The organism is Shewanella waksmanii (assembly GCF_043643685.1).
GTDB lineage: Bacteria > Pseudomonadota > Gammaproteobacteria > Enterobacterales > Shewanellaceae > Shewanella > Shewanella waksmanii_A.
In genome coordinates, this window is sequence record NZ_JBHZSN010000008.1 from 81,513 (window position 1) to 99,483 (window position 17,971).

General features: G+C 44.9%; 17 protein-coding genes. 5 read left to right on the forward strand and 12 right to left on the reverse strand.

Annotation, left to right across the window (positions count from 1 at the left end; genetic code table 11):
• Positions 1-159: 159 nt before the first annotated feature.
• Positions 160-651, reverse strand: coding sequence for a hypothetical protein (locus ACHUFW_RS13575; RefSeq protein WP_394203877.1), 492 nt, complete (start codon positions 649-651; stop codon positions 160-162).
• 280 nt (positions 652-931) lie between these two features.
• Between ACHUFW_RS13575 and ubiD the strand changes: the two genes are divergently transcribed.
• Both ubiD and fre read left to right on the forward strand, forming a co-directional pair.
• Positions 932-2,413: a 4-hydroxy-3-polyprenylbenzoate decarboxylase gene (ubiD, locus tag ACHUFW_RS13580; RefSeq protein WP_394203879.1), complete on the forward strand. Its 1,482-nt coding sequence runs from the start codon at positions 932-934 to the stop codon at positions 2,411-2,413.
• Positions 2,414-2,498: 85 nt separating this feature from the next.
• Positions 2,499-3,197 carry an NAD(P)H-flavin reductase gene (gene fre / locus ACHUFW_RS13585; RefSeq protein ID WP_394203881.1) on the forward strand — a complete coding sequence of 233 codons (699 nt, stop codon included), beginning with the start codon at positions 2,499-2,501 and terminating at the stop codon, positions 3,195-3,197.
• Positions 3,198-3,265: 68 nt separating this feature from the next.
• Here the strand turns inward: fre and ACHUFW_RS13590 are convergent, their stop codons facing one another.
• The 11 genes from ACHUFW_RS13590 to ACHUFW_RS13640 all read right to left on the reverse strand — a co-directional run bounded on the left by ACHUFW_RS13590 (position 3,266) and on the right by ACHUFW_RS13640 (position 14,300).
• Entirely contained in the window at positions 3,266-4,555 is a 1,290-nt protein-coding gene (locus tag ACHUFW_RS13590; protein WP_394203882.1) for a winged helix-turn-helix domain-containing protein, read from the reverse strand.
• Between the two features lie 204 nt (positions 4,556-4,759).
• Complete coding sequence (locus tag ACHUFW_RS13595; protein ID WP_394203883.1) at positions 4,760-5,608, reverse strand: ABC transporter permease; 849 nt, start codon at positions 5,606-5,608, stop codon at positions 4,760-4,762.
• 2 nt (positions 5,609-5,610) lie between these two features.
• A complete protein-coding gene (locus tag ACHUFW_RS13600) occupies positions 5,611-6,561 on the reverse strand; it encodes an ABC transporter ATP-binding protein (RefSeq protein WP_394203884.1) in 951 nt (316 codons plus the stop codon).
• On the reverse strand, positions 6,561-7,898 hold the full coding sequence (gene nosD / locus ACHUFW_RS13605; RefSeq protein WP_394203885.1) for a nitrous oxide reductase family maturation protein NosD: 1,338 nt from the start codon (positions 7,896-7,898) through the stop codon (positions 6,561-6,563). The genes ACHUFW_RS13600 and nosD overlap by 1 nt, the downstream gene beginning before the upstream one ends.
• Positions 7,898-8,386 (reverse strand): nitrous oxide reductase accessory protein NosL, encoded by a 489-nt coding sequence (locus ACHUFW_RS13610; RefSeq protein ID WP_394203886.1) that lies wholly within the window; start codon positions 8,384-8,386, stop codon positions 7,898-7,900. The genes nosD and ACHUFW_RS13610 overlap by 1 nt, the downstream gene beginning before the upstream one ends.
• A 65-nt stretch (positions 8,387-8,451) precedes the next feature.
• A complete protein-coding gene (nrfD, locus tag ACHUFW_RS13615; RefSeq protein ID WP_394203887.1) occupies positions 8,452-9,399 on the reverse strand; it encodes an NrfD/PsrC family molybdoenzyme membrane anchor subunit in 948 nt (315 codons plus the stop codon).
• A 2-nt stretch (positions 9,400-9,401) separates the two neighbouring features.
• Positions 9,402-10,109 carry a 4Fe-4S dicluster domain-containing protein gene (locus ACHUFW_RS13620; RefSeq protein WP_394203888.1) on the reverse strand — a complete coding sequence of 236 codons (708 nt, stop codon included), beginning with the start codon at positions 10,107-10,109 and terminating at the stop codon, positions 9,402-9,404.
• A gap of 61 nt (positions 10,110-10,170) precedes the next feature.
• The gene (locus tag ACHUFW_RS13625; RefSeq protein WP_394203889.1) at positions 10,171-10,884 is read right to left on the reverse strand and encodes a tetratricopeptide repeat protein; all 714 of its coding nucleotides are present in this window, start codon (positions 10,882-10,884) and stop codon (positions 10,171-10,173) included.
• Between the two features lie 27 nt (positions 10,885-10,911).
• Positions 10,912-11,694 (reverse strand): FKBP-type peptidyl-prolyl cis-trans isomerase, encoded by a 783-nt coding sequence (locus ACHUFW_RS13630; RefSeq protein WP_394203890.1) that lies wholly within the window; start codon positions 11,692-11,694, stop codon positions 10,912-10,914.
• A 60-nt stretch (positions 11,695-11,754) separates the two neighbouring features.
• Entirely contained in the window at positions 11,755-12,147 is a 393-nt protein-coding gene (locus ACHUFW_RS13635; protein ID WP_394203993.1) for a rhodanese-like domain-containing protein, read from the reverse strand.
• A 113-nt stretch (positions 12,148-12,260) separates the two neighbouring features.
• Positions 12,261-14,300: a multiheme c-type cytochrome gene (locus ACHUFW_RS13640; RefSeq protein WP_394203891.1), complete on the reverse strand. Its 2,040-nt coding sequence runs from the start codon at positions 14,298-14,300 to the stop codon at positions 12,261-12,263.
• Between the two features lie 469 nt (positions 14,301-14,769).
• On the opposite strand from ACHUFW_RS13640, the gene ACHUFW_RS13645 reads away from it, so the two are divergent.
• The 3 genes from ACHUFW_RS13645 to ACHUFW_RS13655 are packed head-to-tail and all read left to right on the forward strand — an operon-like array spanning position 14,770 to position 17,820.
• Positions 14,770-16,800, forward strand: coding sequence for a heme lyase CcmF/NrfE family subunit (locus tag ACHUFW_RS13645; RefSeq protein ID WP_394203892.1), 2,031 nt, complete (start codon positions 14,770-14,772; stop codon positions 16,798-16,800).
• Complete coding sequence (locus tag ACHUFW_RS13650) at positions 16,797-17,228, forward strand: cytochrome c-type biogenesis protein (protein ID WP_394203893.1); 432 nt, start codon at positions 16,797-16,799, stop codon at positions 17,226-17,228. Before ACHUFW_RS13645 ends, ACHUFW_RS13650 begins: the two co-directional genes overlap by 4 nt.
• Complete coding sequence (locus ACHUFW_RS13655) at positions 17,221-17,820, forward strand: TlpA family protein disulfide reductase (protein ID WP_394203894.1); 600 nt, start codon at positions 17,221-17,223, stop codon at positions 17,818-17,820. The genes ACHUFW_RS13650 and ACHUFW_RS13655 overlap by 8 nt, the downstream gene beginning before the upstream one ends.
• Positions 17,821-17,971 lie beyond the last annotated feature (151 nt).

The window sequence follows — 17,971 nt, forward strand, 5'->3', positions numbered from 1 at the left end:
GGGGCAGGCGAAAAACAAGTGGAGTATTTACTTTTATAAGAGAATACTTATTTTTGAATTATTGAGTTAAAATAACAAAAGAGAATAAAATATAACCAAATGGAATTTGCGAGATGAGCTAAAAATAGAGGCGCAACGTAATTAAGATGAAAATTGATATCACTCTTTTAATCTCTTATAGCTTTGACTATGCCAGTCATAAACATACTCAACCCCTTGCCATTCATAAATGGTGCGATTATCCCGTTGTATGACTCGGGCATTGGCTGGCAGTGAATGGATTGCATCACTATATTGCATGCTCGTTGTCGTGCGCTTGGGAGGGGCAATGGCTACAGGTTTCACCGGCTCAGGTTCACGAACGCGGCGCTCATAGCGATAGGGATAACGCCAGCGATTATGCCAGTATGGGCGATTCCAATAATGACGGTTCCAATAGTCACTATGATTATTCCAATAGGGAGAGCCTGTACCGACGCCGATGCCCCAGCGCCAACGATCGCCATAGTCCCAATTGTTCCAACCTGAGCCTAACCACACTTGGCTGCCCCAAGATACGCGACTATGGCTGTCTGCAGCAGCAAGAAAACTCATCGACAATGCAGCACAAGCCAGCATAATTTTTATGACTAAGTCACCAGGATTTGACATAAGCACTCCCTACATAAGTAAGTTTAGCTGCAATGGTTTAAGTATACGCCGACAAACCACAATAGAACACCAACGAGCAGTACAAAACCTTTATGGCATCAACTCGGAGGTAATAACCTTTTTAGTTAATTCTGTAACGCTTGTTTATTAATACTTGTTGCTTGTTGTTTATTTAATTAAGACAGAGGCATAAAGTTGGCTATAACGGCCTATTAACCCTATGGTAGAAAAATGCTATAGTGCGCGCCATATCACATTATCTAGCAGTGAGTAATTCCACATGAGTTTTAAGGATTTACGCAGTTTTATTGATCACCTTGAAGCCAATGGTGAACTAAAAAGAATTAGCCATCCTGTTGATCCTAATTTGGAAATGACAGAGATCGCCGATCGTGTTTTACGCGCGAAAGGACCTGCGCTGCTATTTGAGAACCCTGTTGGCAAGGATATGCCGGTACTGGCAAACCTTTTTGGTACGCCAAAGCGAGTCGCCATGGCATTAGGGAAAGAAGATCCATTGGCCCTGCGCGATGTTGGCGAGCTATTGGCTTTTTTAAAGGAGCCTGAGCCACCACGCGGTTTTAAAGACGCCATTTCCAAGATCCCAATGTTCAAGCAAGCACTGAACATGCCGCCGAAAACTGTTCGCAATGCGCCTTGCCAACAAATAGTTAAAACCAGTGATGAGGTCGATTTAACTCAACTTCCCATTCAACACTGTTGGCCTGGCGATGTTGCCCCCCTTGTCACTTGGGGATTAACCATCACCAAAGGACCAAGACAGAAGCGTCAAAACTTGGGGATTTACCGACAACAGTTACTGGGCAAAAACAAGTTGATCATGCGCTGGCTTGATCATCGTGGTGGGGCGTTAGACTTTAAAGATTTCAAAGAAAAACATCCCGGTGAACGATATCCGGTTGTCGTGGCACTAGGCTCTGATCCTGTCACCATATTAGGCGCTGTTACCCCTGTGCCTGATGCGATGAGTGAGTATGCATTTGCTGGCCTATTGCGAGGAGAGCGCACCGACGTATGCAAAGCAATTAGCTGCGACTTAGAGGTCCCTGCCACCAGCGAAATCATTCTTGAAGGCTACATAGATCCTGAAGAGATGGCTGAAGAAGGCCCCTATGGCGATCATACTGGTTACTATAATGAAACCGATTCATTCCCAGTATTTACCGTCACTCATATTACTCAGCGTGAAGACGCAATTTACCACAGCACCTATACTGGCCGTCCGCCCGATGAGCCCGCTATGTTAGGTGTGGCATTGAATGAAGTATTCGTGCCGATCTTACGCAAACAGTATCCAGAAATCATTGACTTCTATCTGCCGCCAGAAGGCTGCTCTTACCGCATGGCGGTGATTTCGATTCGTAAGCAGTATCCAGGGCATGCCAAGCGAGTCATGATGGGGGCTTGGTCCTTCCTCAGACAATTTATGTATACCAAGTTCATTGTAGTGGTGGACGAGGATGTTAATTGCCGCGACTGGAACGACGTGATTTGGGCGATCACCACCCGAATGGATCCGAAACGCGATACTGTGATGATCGATAATACACCGATTGATTATCTTGATTTTGCTTCACCCGTTGCCGGGCTCGGTTCAAAAATGGGCATGGATGCAACCAATAAGTGGGAAGGTGAAACCGACCGCGAATGGGGTACTCCGATTGTGATGGACGAAGCAGTTAAACAAAAAGTTGACCAAATGTGGGACCAACTAGGTATAGATCAAGCTCCAACCCTATAATTTTATCTGCTGGTCAATTTGGCCAGCACTACATTGATATCGAACTGAGACTAAGCCTACAAAGAGAGGCAACTGAAGGATTAATATGAACACCATTCGCTGTAAAGTAGAACACGTTACCCCATTTAATGATGCCGTTTATCAGGTGGTATTAACCCCTGACAATTTGATCGACTTTAATGCGGGACAATATCTTTGCATCGTAATGGGCGAAAAGGATAAACGACCTTTCTCTATTGCGTCAGCACCAGGTAGTCAACAAATTGAACTGCATATCGGTGCTGCGGTAAGCGAAAGCTATCCGATGCAAGTGGTTGAACGTCTACAACAAAGCGAATTCATTGATATTGAAATGCCTGGTGGCGAAGCTCACTTACGTGAACAGCACATTCGTCCACGACTACTTATTGCTGGCGGTACCGGTTTCTCTTATATCAAAAGCATTGTCGAACATCAGATCAACTTAGGTCAGCAGGTTGAAACCACTTTGTATTGGGGCTGTCGTTCTCAGGAAGCAATGTATTATGAAGCGATTGCTCGTCAGTGGCACAAAGACCATAGCTGGCTGCACTTTGTGCCTGTGGTAGAGCAAGCCTCATCAGACTGGGACGGTAAACAAGCCAACCTACTTGATCAAATTAAAAGCGACTTTATTAGCCTTAAAGGTTATGACATCTATATCGCAGGTCGTTTTGATATGGTGGGTGCGGCTAGGGAAGTATTCCGTGAAATCGGTGTTGAAGAAGACCACCTATATGGCGATGCTTTTGCGTTTATCAAATAACGCTAGCATCACCAATATAAATAATACCAATCGGTATAAAAACCCAGCCTAGGCTGGGTTTATTGTTGTTAAAGTACCACTCTATCGTACTTGGTCCAGGTCACGAGATTCCCCAATAACGGGACAATCCATACCGCGGTTTTATCATCGCGATATATTCGGTAGTAAAACAGCTCTTCATCGCGAATATTGTGCTTACGTATTTCACGATAAAAATGCATGGCCGAATCGCTCACCACATCAGGTTTAATCAAATCTTTTTGTGCAACTTTAACGTGGAACACATCCACTTCAAGCTCACCAATGGTCTGTTTATATTGCACAAACTGCCCACGAACTTGGTACTTAATAGGGGTCGTCAAACAATCTTGGTCGGTAATGCATGCCGAAGAATAAAATTTACCTGCTAGCGGCTCTTCATATACCAAAGACACACTCACATCAGCACGAACTAGGAGTTCATCAACTACCGGAAAATAGATATCACCGTGATAATGATGTTCAACAACATCACTAATGCCATCAAAAGACTCAGACTGCGGGATCAACAACCGGTTATAGCGAATACGATTTTCCATCACCTCTCTAAGCTGGCTAAACTCAATCATGTTTAGCCCTGCAGGTTTTTTATCAATCGCAGCTAAATTGATTAGATGCTCGCCAGAACAGGCATTGCCTTGACCGTTAGGACATGTCGCCAACGAATAGTGATTGCCATCGGATAGCGCAAAACCACTAAAGCCCTGCATATCGTTAACATGATTAAACTCTGGGGCAATGTGTTTTTGCCACATAGAAGCATGCTTACTGTAGTCACCCTCTTTGGAGATTAATGTCAGTGACTCCTCTATGCCACCTAAATTAATATTGACCTGCTGATCAGCATCCCAAAGTGCTGCGTTTTTTACCACCTTATGATAGTCACTGCTATACCAGAGCCAAGCAAGCAATGCCAAAGCGACGACGATGCCACCAATTTTAACCATTAGCGAAACATCAATGAGCGCTTCTTTGATCGACTCAGCATCATTAACCGCTAACATCTTCACATGGGATTTAGGGGAAATATGTAACTGGTAGCCGCGGCGCGCAACGGTTTTTAATTGAACCTCGGTGAACGGTTCTAACTTTTTGCGTAATGTACTAATACATTGCGTTAATGATGTGGCAGCCACCACACGATCTGGCCACCCAGCCTCAAGTAATGCCTCTTTAGCGACAATGGCATCTGGTGTGGCTAGTAAATAGCCGAGCACCGCAGACTCTGAAAATGTTAAGTGGATCTTTTGATCACTTACACGATCATGTAATTGCTGCGCTTCTTGGTCAAACTCCAGATATGGAGTAACTTTCACCACGCTTCACCTCAATTTTATTTCTTGGCTAAGCCAATGAAACTTATCGTTGTTATTATTTAAATTCTATCGCCCAGTGTCAGCTAAATCTGTGACAACTTACTCAAATTGATGTCCATGAATTAGGACACCAACAAAGAACGTGAACTCGATATATATTATTCCTAAAAATAATAACAACTAATCGTTTATGATGAAACGCTAATGCTAAATGAATTTACGCTTAAATACAGATAGGCTAAGTATGGCCAACATCAGCAGCCATAAAAGCGATAATCCATAAAGTAGCTCACTGCCCCAAGTGGTTTTGGCCAACATGCTCAAACTGCCCATCTGCGACTCAATGGCCAACAAGTTAATCGCTCGGTAGATATCCGTCGGATTGAGCGCCATCAACAAGTTAACCAATGCCTGTGAACTACTCCCTAGGTCTGCCACCAACAATGCCAATAGCAAGAGATCATAAACCAACACCAGTAGGAACCACAGTGATAACAAGGTGCCCACTGCACGGGCTTTTTCGCTCACTTTTAAGCTGACGAAATAGCTCATTAAAATAAACGTCACCGCCAGCAAGCTACTGCTGAGAATAAATTGGCTAAATGCGGCGATAACCTGCTGCCAAGCGACATTATCTGCCCATAACAACATCGACACCGCGCTACAACCAAACGCCACACAAATTGCAGCAATCATGATGCCGCTGTGGGCAATCAACTTACCGATAAAAATCTGTTGTTTGGTTAATGGATAGCTGAGCAGCAACAACATAGTGCCCGCTTCTTCCTCACCCACAAACGCATCATAGCTAAGCAAAATGGCAGCCAATGGAATAATAAAAACCGCCATTGTCGACAAGCTGGTTATTAAGCTCACTAAGCTTGGCAGTGCAAGTTCTCCGGTAATGGCACTTCCGGCAAAGGTCACACTGAATGACAGCAACATCATGATAAAGGTGATCACACTCACCCAGCGGTTGCGTAGGCTGTCTTTGAATTCTTTGTTGGCAATAATCCATACTGGATTAGGTGCATAGAGCAAAGTCTGGCTTATCATATTTAGGCTCCCACTAAAACTGGATGTTGTAGCGGCTGAAACGCAATACCTTCGGAACTGGCTTGCTGTAACGGGGTAATTTTCTCATGATACAACGCCGCTAAACCGGGCTTTTCAATCACGAAATCAAATATCTGACATTCAGTGGTGAGGTATTCAACCAAGGACTCAGTTTGCGATATTGGGCATTGCAGTACGCCATCATGATAAAACTCTGCCAGGTAACCATAGCGGGTAACTCGGCGTACAATATCAGGTACTTTAATGATCACTGGCAAACTGCTACGTTGCAGCAATTGCGCCATTGAACCAAACGCTAACTTGCGGCCTTGGCCCATGATCATCGCCACATCGAGCTGAGGTTCTATCAGGTTTAACTCATGGGTCGATACCATGACGGCACACCCAAGTTCGGTCAAGGTGCGAATTTTTTGATATAAAAACTCCGATGCTTGGGGGTCAAGTCCAACTGTAGGCTCATCAAGCAGTAACAGTTGTGGCTCAGACAAGATAGCTTGTGCAATCCCTAAGCGTTGCTTCATGCCCTTTGAATAGCCTTTTAGTGGTTTGTGCTGCGCATATTCAAGGCCAAACTCTTCAATCAAGCGCTTAACCCGAACCTTGCCAACCCCCTTTAGCGCAGCAAAATAACACAGCAATTCGTAACCGGTTAGCTTGTCATAGAAAGTAATGTTTTCAGGTAAATAGCCAATATTTAACGGTTGCTTGCGACCCAAATGCAGTGATTGACCAAGCACAGTGACCTGCCCATGATGGGGTTTAATCAGGCCCAAAATCACTTTTAACAGCGTCGATTTTCCCGCACCATTATGGCCTAGTAACGCTAATAATTGCCCGGCTTTTATCTGACAATTGACCTCAGTTAACGCGGCTAAATCGCCAAATTGATGGCTAACATTTGCCAGCGATACCGCACAGTTTTCATTGCTCATTAATTTTCTCTCGCCACTTTCGCCAACCTAGGTATCGGTGCAGGCGCCAATAGGGGATAGCTATCTGTCACCCCTTTTGGGGCGTATTGTTGAATTTGGTTATCAAGCCATTTAAGCAGTTTCACAACTGGGCTTTCACTTAAAAAACGCGCCTCAGGATATAACCAGAATAATCGGTCTAAACTGTCGTTTGGCAGATGCAGCGTTTCACCAATACCATTGCCATTGAGATCCCAACCTTGGTAATCACTCCAATAGTTTCCTCGACCTTGGTGACTCCATTCCACGCGAACATCACCGATGTACTTCACCTGAACTTGGTTATCTATAAACTGATTTTCAAAAATACGGTTCGATTCACCGCCCATGGCCATCGACAACCCCACCTGGTTGTTTTGCATTAAGTTAGCTTGCAACTCGTTGCCGCGTGCACCATAGATAAATATACCTTTGCCTTCATCTAGCAGCTCGCCGGTGGAGTTAGGATCAAAGGTGTCACTAATATGGTTAAATGCGATGCGCGCATCATTGGTGAGGTTAAGCAGTACACCAAACTCTCTGGCAGCAGTAACTTGGTTATATTCCAGCACAATGCCGGTGGCGTTCATTAGCGCATAGCCGCCATCAACATCATGGGCAACATTGCCTGAAGCACGGTCAGTTTGGGTATACATGTAATGGATGGCGTACTGTTGAGATTCGAACTGATTGTTGTCGACAACACTGCCTGTACCCGATTCAAGGTAAACCCCATCGCGCACCCAGCTAATCCGATTGCCCGTGACTTTAGGGTCGTTAACGCGCAACAGATGAATTCCGTCCCCCCGATCTAAGGTAAAGCGGTCACGATCGCCAACAATCACGTTATTTGATAGCTGAGGAGCTGCAACATCCACAGCAAAAATACCAAAACCTTGCCCATTGAAATGACAATCAATCACTTGGACATTATTGGCTTGGTCACTGAGGTGGACGCCAGCATGTTGCTGATAAAGATCATTGCCCCAATTGCGAATACTTAGCCCTTGTAGGGTTACATCGGCACTGCGAACAGAAATAGCACTACCTTTGCCTTGGGCATCGATAATCGCAAGCTTATCCGCAGTCAGTGTCAGTGGGCGTAATACCTGAAATTGCCCCTGATACTGACCTGCTTGCAAATGAATATGCTCTCCTTTCTGTGCCTGTTGCAATGCGGCTGTCAATTCCACGGCATTGTTAACGCTATGGGTCTGAGCCAGCAGCGGCCATGGCATGATCAACATGCCAGCTAGCAGCGCCCATGATGAAATGCTTAACAGCAGGCTAGATAAGGACAAACCGAAGGCCAAATGCATTATTCACCCGACAATAAAGCCAGATCAATCTGATCGTAACGTAGCACCGCACCACCATATTGCTTAGCGAACTCTTCAGCGGCTTGTTTGGTTGAGAAAGGGGCAACTGCACTGCCCATTACCGCTTTGCGACTGGTACCGTATACATACCAAGCTTGAGTCGCATCAATGAAGTGGTTATCACTGGGCGCATCCCAATCGGTTTTAGCCATATCATGCACAAATAACTGACTCACCTGACGTTGGTTTTCAGGCTGCAAAGCAAAGGTAAACATATCGCGAGTTGAGCAAAACTTAGGGGTTAGCTCACCGCTTTTTAACATTAACTCCCCTTTGGGGCCGGGGTACTTCTTAATCATCATGCCGCACATATGGCAGCGATCATGCTCTGTTATCGCCTCCGCTTGATGTTGGTGAGCATTACTTTCTGGTGCTCCACATCCTACTAAGCTGACACCAAGCAATAGACTCATAAACAATTTTTTCATGGTAACTCCAAACTACCTAAGTTCACTTCAGCCGACTAGCAGCCCGCTGAAGTGACTCTCGGAGATTAAATTGCGAAGTTTTGTCCTGCATACAGGATAAACATACGTAAACACATCATGCCGCTAACTGCGCACATACCTGACAAGTAGAACGCTTGCGCTGAGTGGCTGAAGCGCTTGCCAGTGGCAAAGTTAAGTAACAGTGGACCCATAAAGCCAACACCGACCACACCTAACCAGAACACCATTGACCACGTGCCACTATGGAAGGCCTCAAATGCTGTTTGAGCACCTGCATTACCCGTCATCAATGACATGATGATCATGAATAAAAACAGTGCTTCAGCAAACATGATTGGCCATTCTGCACCGTGCAAAATTTTCATATCTTGGCTGTGCAAATCTTCCTTAAACATACCAACTGCCAACATTTTCGCTGCGGCAGCACCGGCCGATAAACCCGATGCAACAAATAGCGCTGGTAAGACAGCCGTATTGATAAGCGGGAAGCGAATCAATGCTGAGATAAGGAAACCGGTATAAGCACAAACAGACAAGGCCAATACCAAGACTGCAACTTCACACGGACGACGAATCCCCTTCAACTTGTTGATGATCGGCAATAGTGGGCGAAGAATTGCGATGCGCTTGATCTCTTCTTCAAGAGCAAACATGGCAATCAGTGCCACTAACGGGATATACGCTGAGAGCGCGATCACCCCGATCGACATAACAGAGTTAAGGTTGTAGTAAACCAAAATTCGCCAGAAGAACAGCGGATTGGTTAAGTCCAACACGAGACACAACATACCTAAGGAGATGGTGATAAACGACACTAAGGCTGACGCTTTTAAAAACGGTGTATTCACCACTTGGTTTTTATAGAAGCGAATAAATAGTGCCACCGATAAAGCACCGCCAGAAATACCTGCAAAGAACAGGTAAACCGCAATCGGCCAGGGCCAAGCAATGCCATCGGACAGCCCCATGGTAAATTCCAGTGTTCCATCCATATCTACACCCCCTGCTTAACGATTGGTATGTAACGTAAGCTCGGCTCTGTACCAAAGTGAGCTTTAATGCGTACCGAGTCTTTCACCGCCAATAAACGGCTGATGTAAGAATTTGGATCGTTAACATCACCAAATATCAATGCATCATAACGGCAGCTTTGCACACACGCTGGCAGTTCACCTTTAGCCAACTTGCTGTTAAGGCAAAAGTCACAGTTGTCAGCCACGTCTGTCTCTTTATTGATGTAGCGCGCATCATAAGGACAAGCCGCAATACAGTATTTACAACCAGCACATTTATCTGCATCCATGGTCACAATACCGGTGGCCGGATCTCGATGAGCGGCACCTGTTGGACAAACGGTAACGCAAGGTGCATTTTTGCACTGCTGACACGATACACGCACATATCGACGTTCACATTCACAGCTGGTTTTACCGCAATGGGGACAAACTTGCCCTTCTACGCCACCAGACTGCTGCTCCATCATTAAGCGAGATTTACCTTCAGGTAGGTTATTAGCTTGATTACAAGCTAGTTTACATTCGCCACAACCCACACATTTATTTTGGTCAAACACCATTGCATAGTGTGGCTTGTTACTATTAGAGTCCTCCTCTTTGACTGAGCTGCAACCCAAAGGCGCCAGTATCAAAGAGCCGGCTCCTAAGCATTTAAGGAACCTCCGTCTCTCTATATTTTCACTCACAGCATCCTCCATTGGTCAGCGTTTCGCTAACCCAATTTATACTTATACGTTTTAGTGACTCTTACTCAGTTGAAGTCACTGCACGATTAGTTAGTTTTTGCTCAGCTTTTAAAATCGCGCTGTTAATTGATGCTCGGTTAATGCTTGGATTCTCGCTGTCCAATAACGTTTGCCAGTGACTGATGGCCACCTGATATTCCTTATTCAAGTAGGCATGCGTTGCCAATAACAACAGAGATTGAACTTCGAAAGGATCAACGGCCAAGGCTTGCGATATCACGATAGAGACCTGCAAGCTCATGTCTCGGCCATCACGGTAGTAAAGGGCATTGGCTTTCATACCGAGTAATTCAGCATCTTGTCCCTCTACTGCCAGTAATTTGTCTAAGGTTTCAACTGATTCGGCATACATGCCGCCTTCAGCATAGGCATGGGCAAGGTTTAGCAACGCTATCTTGTTATAAGGTTGCTCACTCGCCGCGCGGGCATTTTTGTTAATATCTGCCGCAATAAGGTAATCAATATTTTCATCGATAAAGCCGCTATCCCAATCATCAAAGCGGCCAATTTGGCTATAGGTTAATAGTGTGGCCAACAGTAGAAAAACAGACAGTCCGATGGGAAGCTGTACACCCGATCTCTTCAACACAGACGATGCAGGGTGAGTCATAGTGTCATGGGGTTGGCCTTGAGTTTGGGTGCGGAGATGAAGTACCCAAAGTGGCGTGATAAAAGCAATCAAAGTGACGGCAATACCCAAAACAAGACTGTTCATAATATTTCTCTACTGTTGGCAAAAAACTTAGTGGCCAGCGCCGATCATACCGCCCATGCCCATACCAGATAGCCCCATGCCATGTGCATTTTCACCTGGCGCTTCCACTTTCATCAGCTCAACTTCAAACACCAATGCAGAACTAGGTGGAATGATGCCAACTTGGCGTTCACCATAAGCAAGTTCAGTTGGAATAGTTAAGCGATAGATAGAACCTTCTGGCATTAATTGAATGCCTTCTTGCCAACCGTCAATCACCGTCATCAAGGCAAAACGATTAGGCTCATCTCTATCACGAGAGTTATCAAACACCGTACCGTCAATCAGCTCACCTTTGTAATGAACAGTGACCACATCAGATTCAAGCGGCTTACGACCCTCACCGAGCTTAATTACTTCATATTGCAAACCTGACTCAGTCACAGTCACTCCTGACTTAGCTTGGTTATCTGCAAGGAAGGCTTCACCAGCAGCGAGGTTTTTAGCAGATTCAGCCGCCAATTGTTGATCGCGAATATCATTGAGTTGCTCAGCGCGGGCATTGAGATGGGTTAAGATATCTTCGTCAGACATCTTGACCTCGCCTTTAAGGGCGTCAATCACCCCGTCAATCACCGTTTGTACTTGGACTTCAGCACCCAATTCGGTTTGATCATAGATTTTGCTAGAGATGTACTTACCAACCGATGCACCTAAGGCATATGACACATCATTCACTTCAGATTCTTTTTCGGCAGCTTGGGCAATAAAGGCACAGCTACATAACAGGGCAACGGTAGTTTTACGTAGTACATGCTTGCTGATTTTCATAGTAATGTCTCTCTAATTAACTATTGCTCGTAACGACACTTTGTCGGTAAATGTTTGTTATTATGGTTTTTCTGTTGGTCGACCCGATAAGCGCCAACCATATATGCCATCGTGCATTTGACGAACATTGGTGTAGCCCAACTTCATCACTTCTCGTGCCGCAATTTCGCTGGCATTACAAAGTCGATTGGCACAATAAAAAATCATCACTTTGTCTTTTTCTTTAGGTAGTAAATCTTTCCAGTTATCGACGTTGAAAAAAGTAGCGCCTGGAATAAACCCTTCTGCCCATAACTCCAATGTGTTTACATCAAAGAACAACACATCCTTTTGACCTAATAACGATTCAGCCTCCACCATAGTGATCGTGTTTAACTGAATTTCGTGATAGGTCGCTGGTGCCATTTCTGACCCGCCACCAGCAAATACATGGGGTATCCCTGCCACCATCATTAGGCTGATTATTGCTGTGGTAATCTTTGCCTTCATTTGACTCTCCCGCTGTGACCTAATGACCCCGGCACCTTAATCAACACAGCTAAGATGCCGAGGTAGGGTGACTTTACTTAGTTAGCTTTAGCTGTGTAGCCGCTGTTATCTAAGATGTTTTGCGCTTGAGTGACATAAGTCAGTGCCGCATCAAGACGTTTTTGGCTGTAACGGAATCCGTGAACACCCCAAGAACCATCAGCTTTGATTAAGTCCACAGTTTCTTGTGCTTTTTCAGCTAGCATCAATACTTGAGTCTTATCTTCAGTAGATAGCTTGGTCACTTCTAGAAGTTGGTCGATACGCTCTAAGGCTTGTTCTACTTCAGTGAACACTTCCTTAATTGGTTTCTGCCACTTCATGACTTCACCGTAGATTTGGATTTGGTCTTTGTAGTGCAGACCCGTTTCTAGCTCAGATTGGAATTGGCTGTGACAACCTTTGTTCTCAACAACATCGTGATCTGAAATCGCAGTACGCGCACATGACCACATCAAATCTAAGTAAGAGCGACCTTCTTCGTTCTTAGCAACAGTCCAACCTTTACCCGCATTCGGACCTTGGATACGTGGCTCACCAGCAGGTGGATTAAGTGTCTTCAATGTTGGGTCAACTTCAATTTTCCACATGTGAGACTTACGTACCGCATCGAAGCCAGCTTGATCTGGGAACTGCATCGCTTTGAAGTTTTCACAGCTACCCATGTTAGGCATGTGACAGCTTTGACAAGTCTGGTTACTGTGAGTGTCAGTGTTGCTAGCAATCAAGGTTTGTGCTTCGTGACAATCAGTACAGTCTTTCTTCAACTTAGGTGTAGTGAAACCTGACATCCAGTCACCATCTGTGACTTCGTGTGGATCGTGACAAGTCGTACAGCGCATACCCTTCTCATAGTGAGCAGAGTTATACATTTGCGAACCTTCAGTACCGCATGATGGACATAGCGACTTCATTTTCACGCCGAACGCATACTCACGCTTCTCTTGCGCTTGTGGTGTATCGGCTAATGTGTCGTCATATTGGAAACGTTGGTGACAACGTTCACAGTTAGACTGCATGCCGCCAGTACCGCCATCTAAGTGACCGCCTGCGCCATGACACTCTTCACACGCAATACCTTTAGAAATGGTGTGTTCTTGCAGCTTCTTAGGATCACCAAGTGCATCGAAGTATTCTTGCTTGCTTTGGAAATCAAACTTGAAGGTATGGCACACTTCGCAATAAGAACTTGCAGGTTGGAATAACATCTCTTTACGGTACTTAGCACCATAAGAGCTCATGCCTTTTTGGTGAGAACCAGAATCACCGAAATCAGCTATGGTGAGCGGGAACTCAGGAATAGCGGCATTAATTTTTTTAGACATCTCAGGCGTCAGCCACTCAGCCCAACCACGAGAGAACTGGTTAGCACCGGCAACCATTTTACCTGTACCATCACGCAATAATCCGCCTTCAATATGGTAAGTACCACGAACCAACCATGCGTCAATGAAACCGTATTTAGTACGAGGCGTACCTACCGTTGCGTAGATCACATCTGGGGTAATACCATCTGGTAAAATCGAGGTATCCTTGGTGTCATACATGGTTTTTTCTAGGTCGTTATCGACCTCTGGATGCTCACCTGGGAAACGAATTGTTTTCGCATGGCGAGAACGCTGCCACTTTTCATATTGGGTCGCATGACACTCAGCACACTTCTCTGGACCAACGAAGTTGTTTGGGTAATCAAGGATTGATTTGGCCCCTAAGCGGTACTGTACTGCACGAGGTGCACCAACGCGCTTACTGTATTTCGGACTGTGTCCAGTATCTAAATACTCTTCGCCACGGTCACTAATGTGGTAATCACCCACTAGGTTACCCGACTGTTGATATTTAAACATCGGGTGGTTTTCAAATAGGAAATCAAATAATTCGGCTTCTTGAACAACATAATCTTGTAAGGTTTTAACGCCGTTTACTTGTTCCATGCCTTGATAGTTAGCAATTGCTTCTTTGGCAGTCTTACCCATTTCAGGTACGCTGTTATATTTACCACCAGCAGCATTTACGTTCGCAATGGCACCGAAGCAAAATAGCACACTTAGTGCTACCTTGTGTTTCCATCGTCTCATCATACACTCCTAAATATTTATATTTTGTTTTTTGTTACCAGACAATAATGGTTATTCCATTGCACATTACTTAACTGGATTTTGTTCAAACTAACCGTTCAACTAACAACTTAAACAACTGAGCAATTACAGTATTCTTCATATAAAACCGGAAAAAAACATGACCCAGCGCACACTCGACCGCGATTCAAATATCAAAACAAATAAAACAACAAAAACCATTTAAAAAACAATTGCATAAAAAATATCAGTAAGTATATATCAGTTCTAAAAAGCCAATTTTTACATCTAAAAAAACCTAAACACCGGCTTTGAATTATGAAAAGTTTGTAGGGATTAAAACCGCAGAGATTTACATGATTGAGCTCACAGAAAACCGACTAAAACCAATTTAGTGTTGAGGAATAAATATAAGTAAGTCGTAACAAGCTAATGTTTAATGGCTATCTAAAGCCAAACATTATTTTTAATGAGCAATAAAGTGGTGAATACCATGATGGCAGAAGTTGGATTAATACTAATCATTATTGCCACGGTTATTTCGATTACAATATCGTTGTTCCCTTTAGCAATAAAATCAAAATTAATATCAGTCGATGAATTAACCGAAAATCAATACATAGATATTTTGGTAAAACTAGCTGCAATGGCGTTAATACTCGCTATTGGTATTTTAGGCTACCTATTTATTGTGGATGATTTTTCTGTAGCGTATATCGCCAACAGTTCAAATACACAATTGGCAACTGTCTATAAGGTTGCCGCTGTTTGGGGTGGCCATGAAGGCTCAATGCTGTTTTGGATCACCGCCACCGCACTGTGGAGCTTATGCATTCGTCATCGTGGCGCCAAAAACAGTCAATTTGACAATCATGTCAGTGCTGTTTTGGCTGCGGTTATGGTAGGTTTTTTGCTGTTCCTACTATTTACCTCCAATCCATTTGCGCGATTATTACCGGAAATCCCTGTTGAAGGGCGTGACTTAAATCCGATTTTGCAAGACATAGGTTTGATACTACACCCACCACTGCTGTTTTTAGGCTATGTGGGATTAACTGCCTGCTTTGCTGGTGCTATTGCAACACTTACCGGCCCTAAATCCCTTGTGCAGCAACATTGTAAACGCATTCGCCCCTGGGCATTACTGGCTTGGATATTCCTCACTGGCGGTAATGCATTTGGCTCGTGGTGGGCCTACAACGAACTTGGCTGGGGTGGTTGGTGGTTCTGGGATCCTGTTGAAAACGCATCGTTTATTCCCTGGCTTGTGTCTACCGCCATCCTGCACTCGCTGATCTTGAGTGAAAAACGTCACTGCTTCCATGCCAGTAGCATACTACTGTGTATCGTAGGCTTTATTCTCTGCCTACTAGGCACCTTTTTAGTGCGTTCTGGCGTGGTGCAATCTGTGCACGCATTTGCTGCCGATCCCACTCGGGGGTCATCAATATTGGTTTTGTTGGTCGTCACCGCAATAGCAAGCTTTACCCTGTTTGCAGCGCGAGCTCCGCAGCTTATCCAGCCACCTAAATTCAAACAGGTCAGTAAAGAAAGCCTGTTATTTTTGGGTAACTTGCTTTTGGTGGTAGCAGCACTATCAGTCTTACTTGGCACCTGCTACCCACTGATATATCAAGTGATCACCGGCCATGCTATTTCGGTCGGCGCCCCTTACTTTAACAGTCTGTTTATCCCTATTGTCTGGTTGATGAGCCTGTTAATGGGCGCTGCACCGTTATTACGTTGGCAAGCGGATGAGCGCCCGCCTTATCGATTACTGTTAGGGTTAACGCTCACCATCAGCCTGCTAGGTTTACTTGCATGCTATCTGGTAAAACAAAGCTTCGATATTTGGTTATTCTGCGGTGTTTACTCAGTTTGTTGGATTGTCAGTTGCTTAGTCATTACCATTGGCAAAGCACTCACTCAAAGCCCTAGCTTGTCATTATCACGCCTATGTAACCCGCCCCGCCGCAAGCGCTTTTACAGTATGTGTATTGCTCACTTTGGGGTGGCATTATCCATTTTAGGCGCCACAGTGGTGTCTAATTTTGAACAAGAAGAGCTGCTACGTATGGGGCCAGGCCAAGGTAAACAACTCGCCGGATTTACCTTTGTATATGAACAAACCGAGCATGTGGATGCTCGAAGCTTTGAAGCGATACAAGCCAATATTAGTGTGCGCGATAGCCAAGATAAGGTGATCAGCTATATCTACCCGCAACGACAGACCTTCAAAACCAATGGCATGCAGCTGTCAGCGGCGGGTATCAAACGCAGTTTATTTGCAGATATGTATATCTCTATGGGCGTTCCACTGAGCGATACTGAATACCTCATCCGCTTAAGCTACAAACCATTAGTGAGCTGGATCTGGCTGGGTGCGCTACTGATGATGCTCGCTGGTTTTATGGCTATCTCTGCTAGTCGAGTGCGTGTCAGCACGACACAATCTATGCCCGCCCCTGCGCTAAACACCACCGCGGAGGTAAACCAATGAAACTAAACCAAGCGTTGAGCATATTGCTCATCTGCATCGTGTCGGTGCTTGCCAATGCACAAGCTTCTGAGCCGAGGCGCTATTACAGTGAAGCTGAAATCAAAACCTTAGGCTTTGAAATTGCTAAATCGCTACGCTGCCCGATGGCGACCAACCAAACCTTATTTGACTCGCAAAACCAAATTGCTAACGAGTTAAAAGCGGAAATATTTAGCCAGCTTGAACAGGGCCGCAGCCAACAACAGATCATTGACTTTATGGTGGCACGTTACGGCGAGAAAATTCGTTATATGCCGAGTTTATCCACCGCAACAGCCCCCCTGTATGTTATTCCAGCAGCCATGCTGTTGATGGTTTTTGCCATGATTATTTTTGGTCAGAAGTTTCTTCGAAAAATTACGTTAAAACAGGAGCAAAACGATGTTTAAACGCGCAATAGCTATCGGCTTGTGTAGCATGTTATTGACCAGCAATTTGGCGTTCGCATCGATGCCAAGCGACAAAGTTTATGCCACCGGCACCGCCATCAGTAAACCGATGATCATGTCGCGTTTTATTGAGATGCAATACGCACGTGCCATGAGTGAAATTGAGCTAGAAACCCTAACTGGACAGAACATCAATTTAGATCAGTACAAAGGCAAGGTGGTGCTGGTCAACCTATGGGCTACCTGGTGTGGCCCCTGCATTAAAGAGATCCCTATGATGGAGGGGATCCGTCAGGCAAATAAAGACAAAGATTTGGTGGTGGTACCGGTCTCGATTGATGAATCGACCAAAGATATCCAGCCATTCCTTGATAAACATGGCTTAGGCGATTATCTGACCTACCACAGAGAACAATATTCTTTAGATGAAGTGTTACCCGCTAACGTGGTACCAGCCACCTTTGTACTTGATGGTGACGGTAACCTAATCGGATTCTTACGCGGCTACTTAGATTGGGGAGACAAAGAGGTTCAACCTTATCTTGAAGCGTTAACCCAAAAGTACGCCAAAAGAGAGGAGTTTTTGCAATAAATAGGGCCTGTAGATCTTTCAATGTCAAGCCTGTGAAAGATCAACACGCCCAAATCCCTGCCACCCTTTTCATTGCTCCCGTCCGGATATTTACCCCTTTGCCGGACGGATTTTTTCTATAGATACCAGTCAGTCAATTTGATTCATCAAC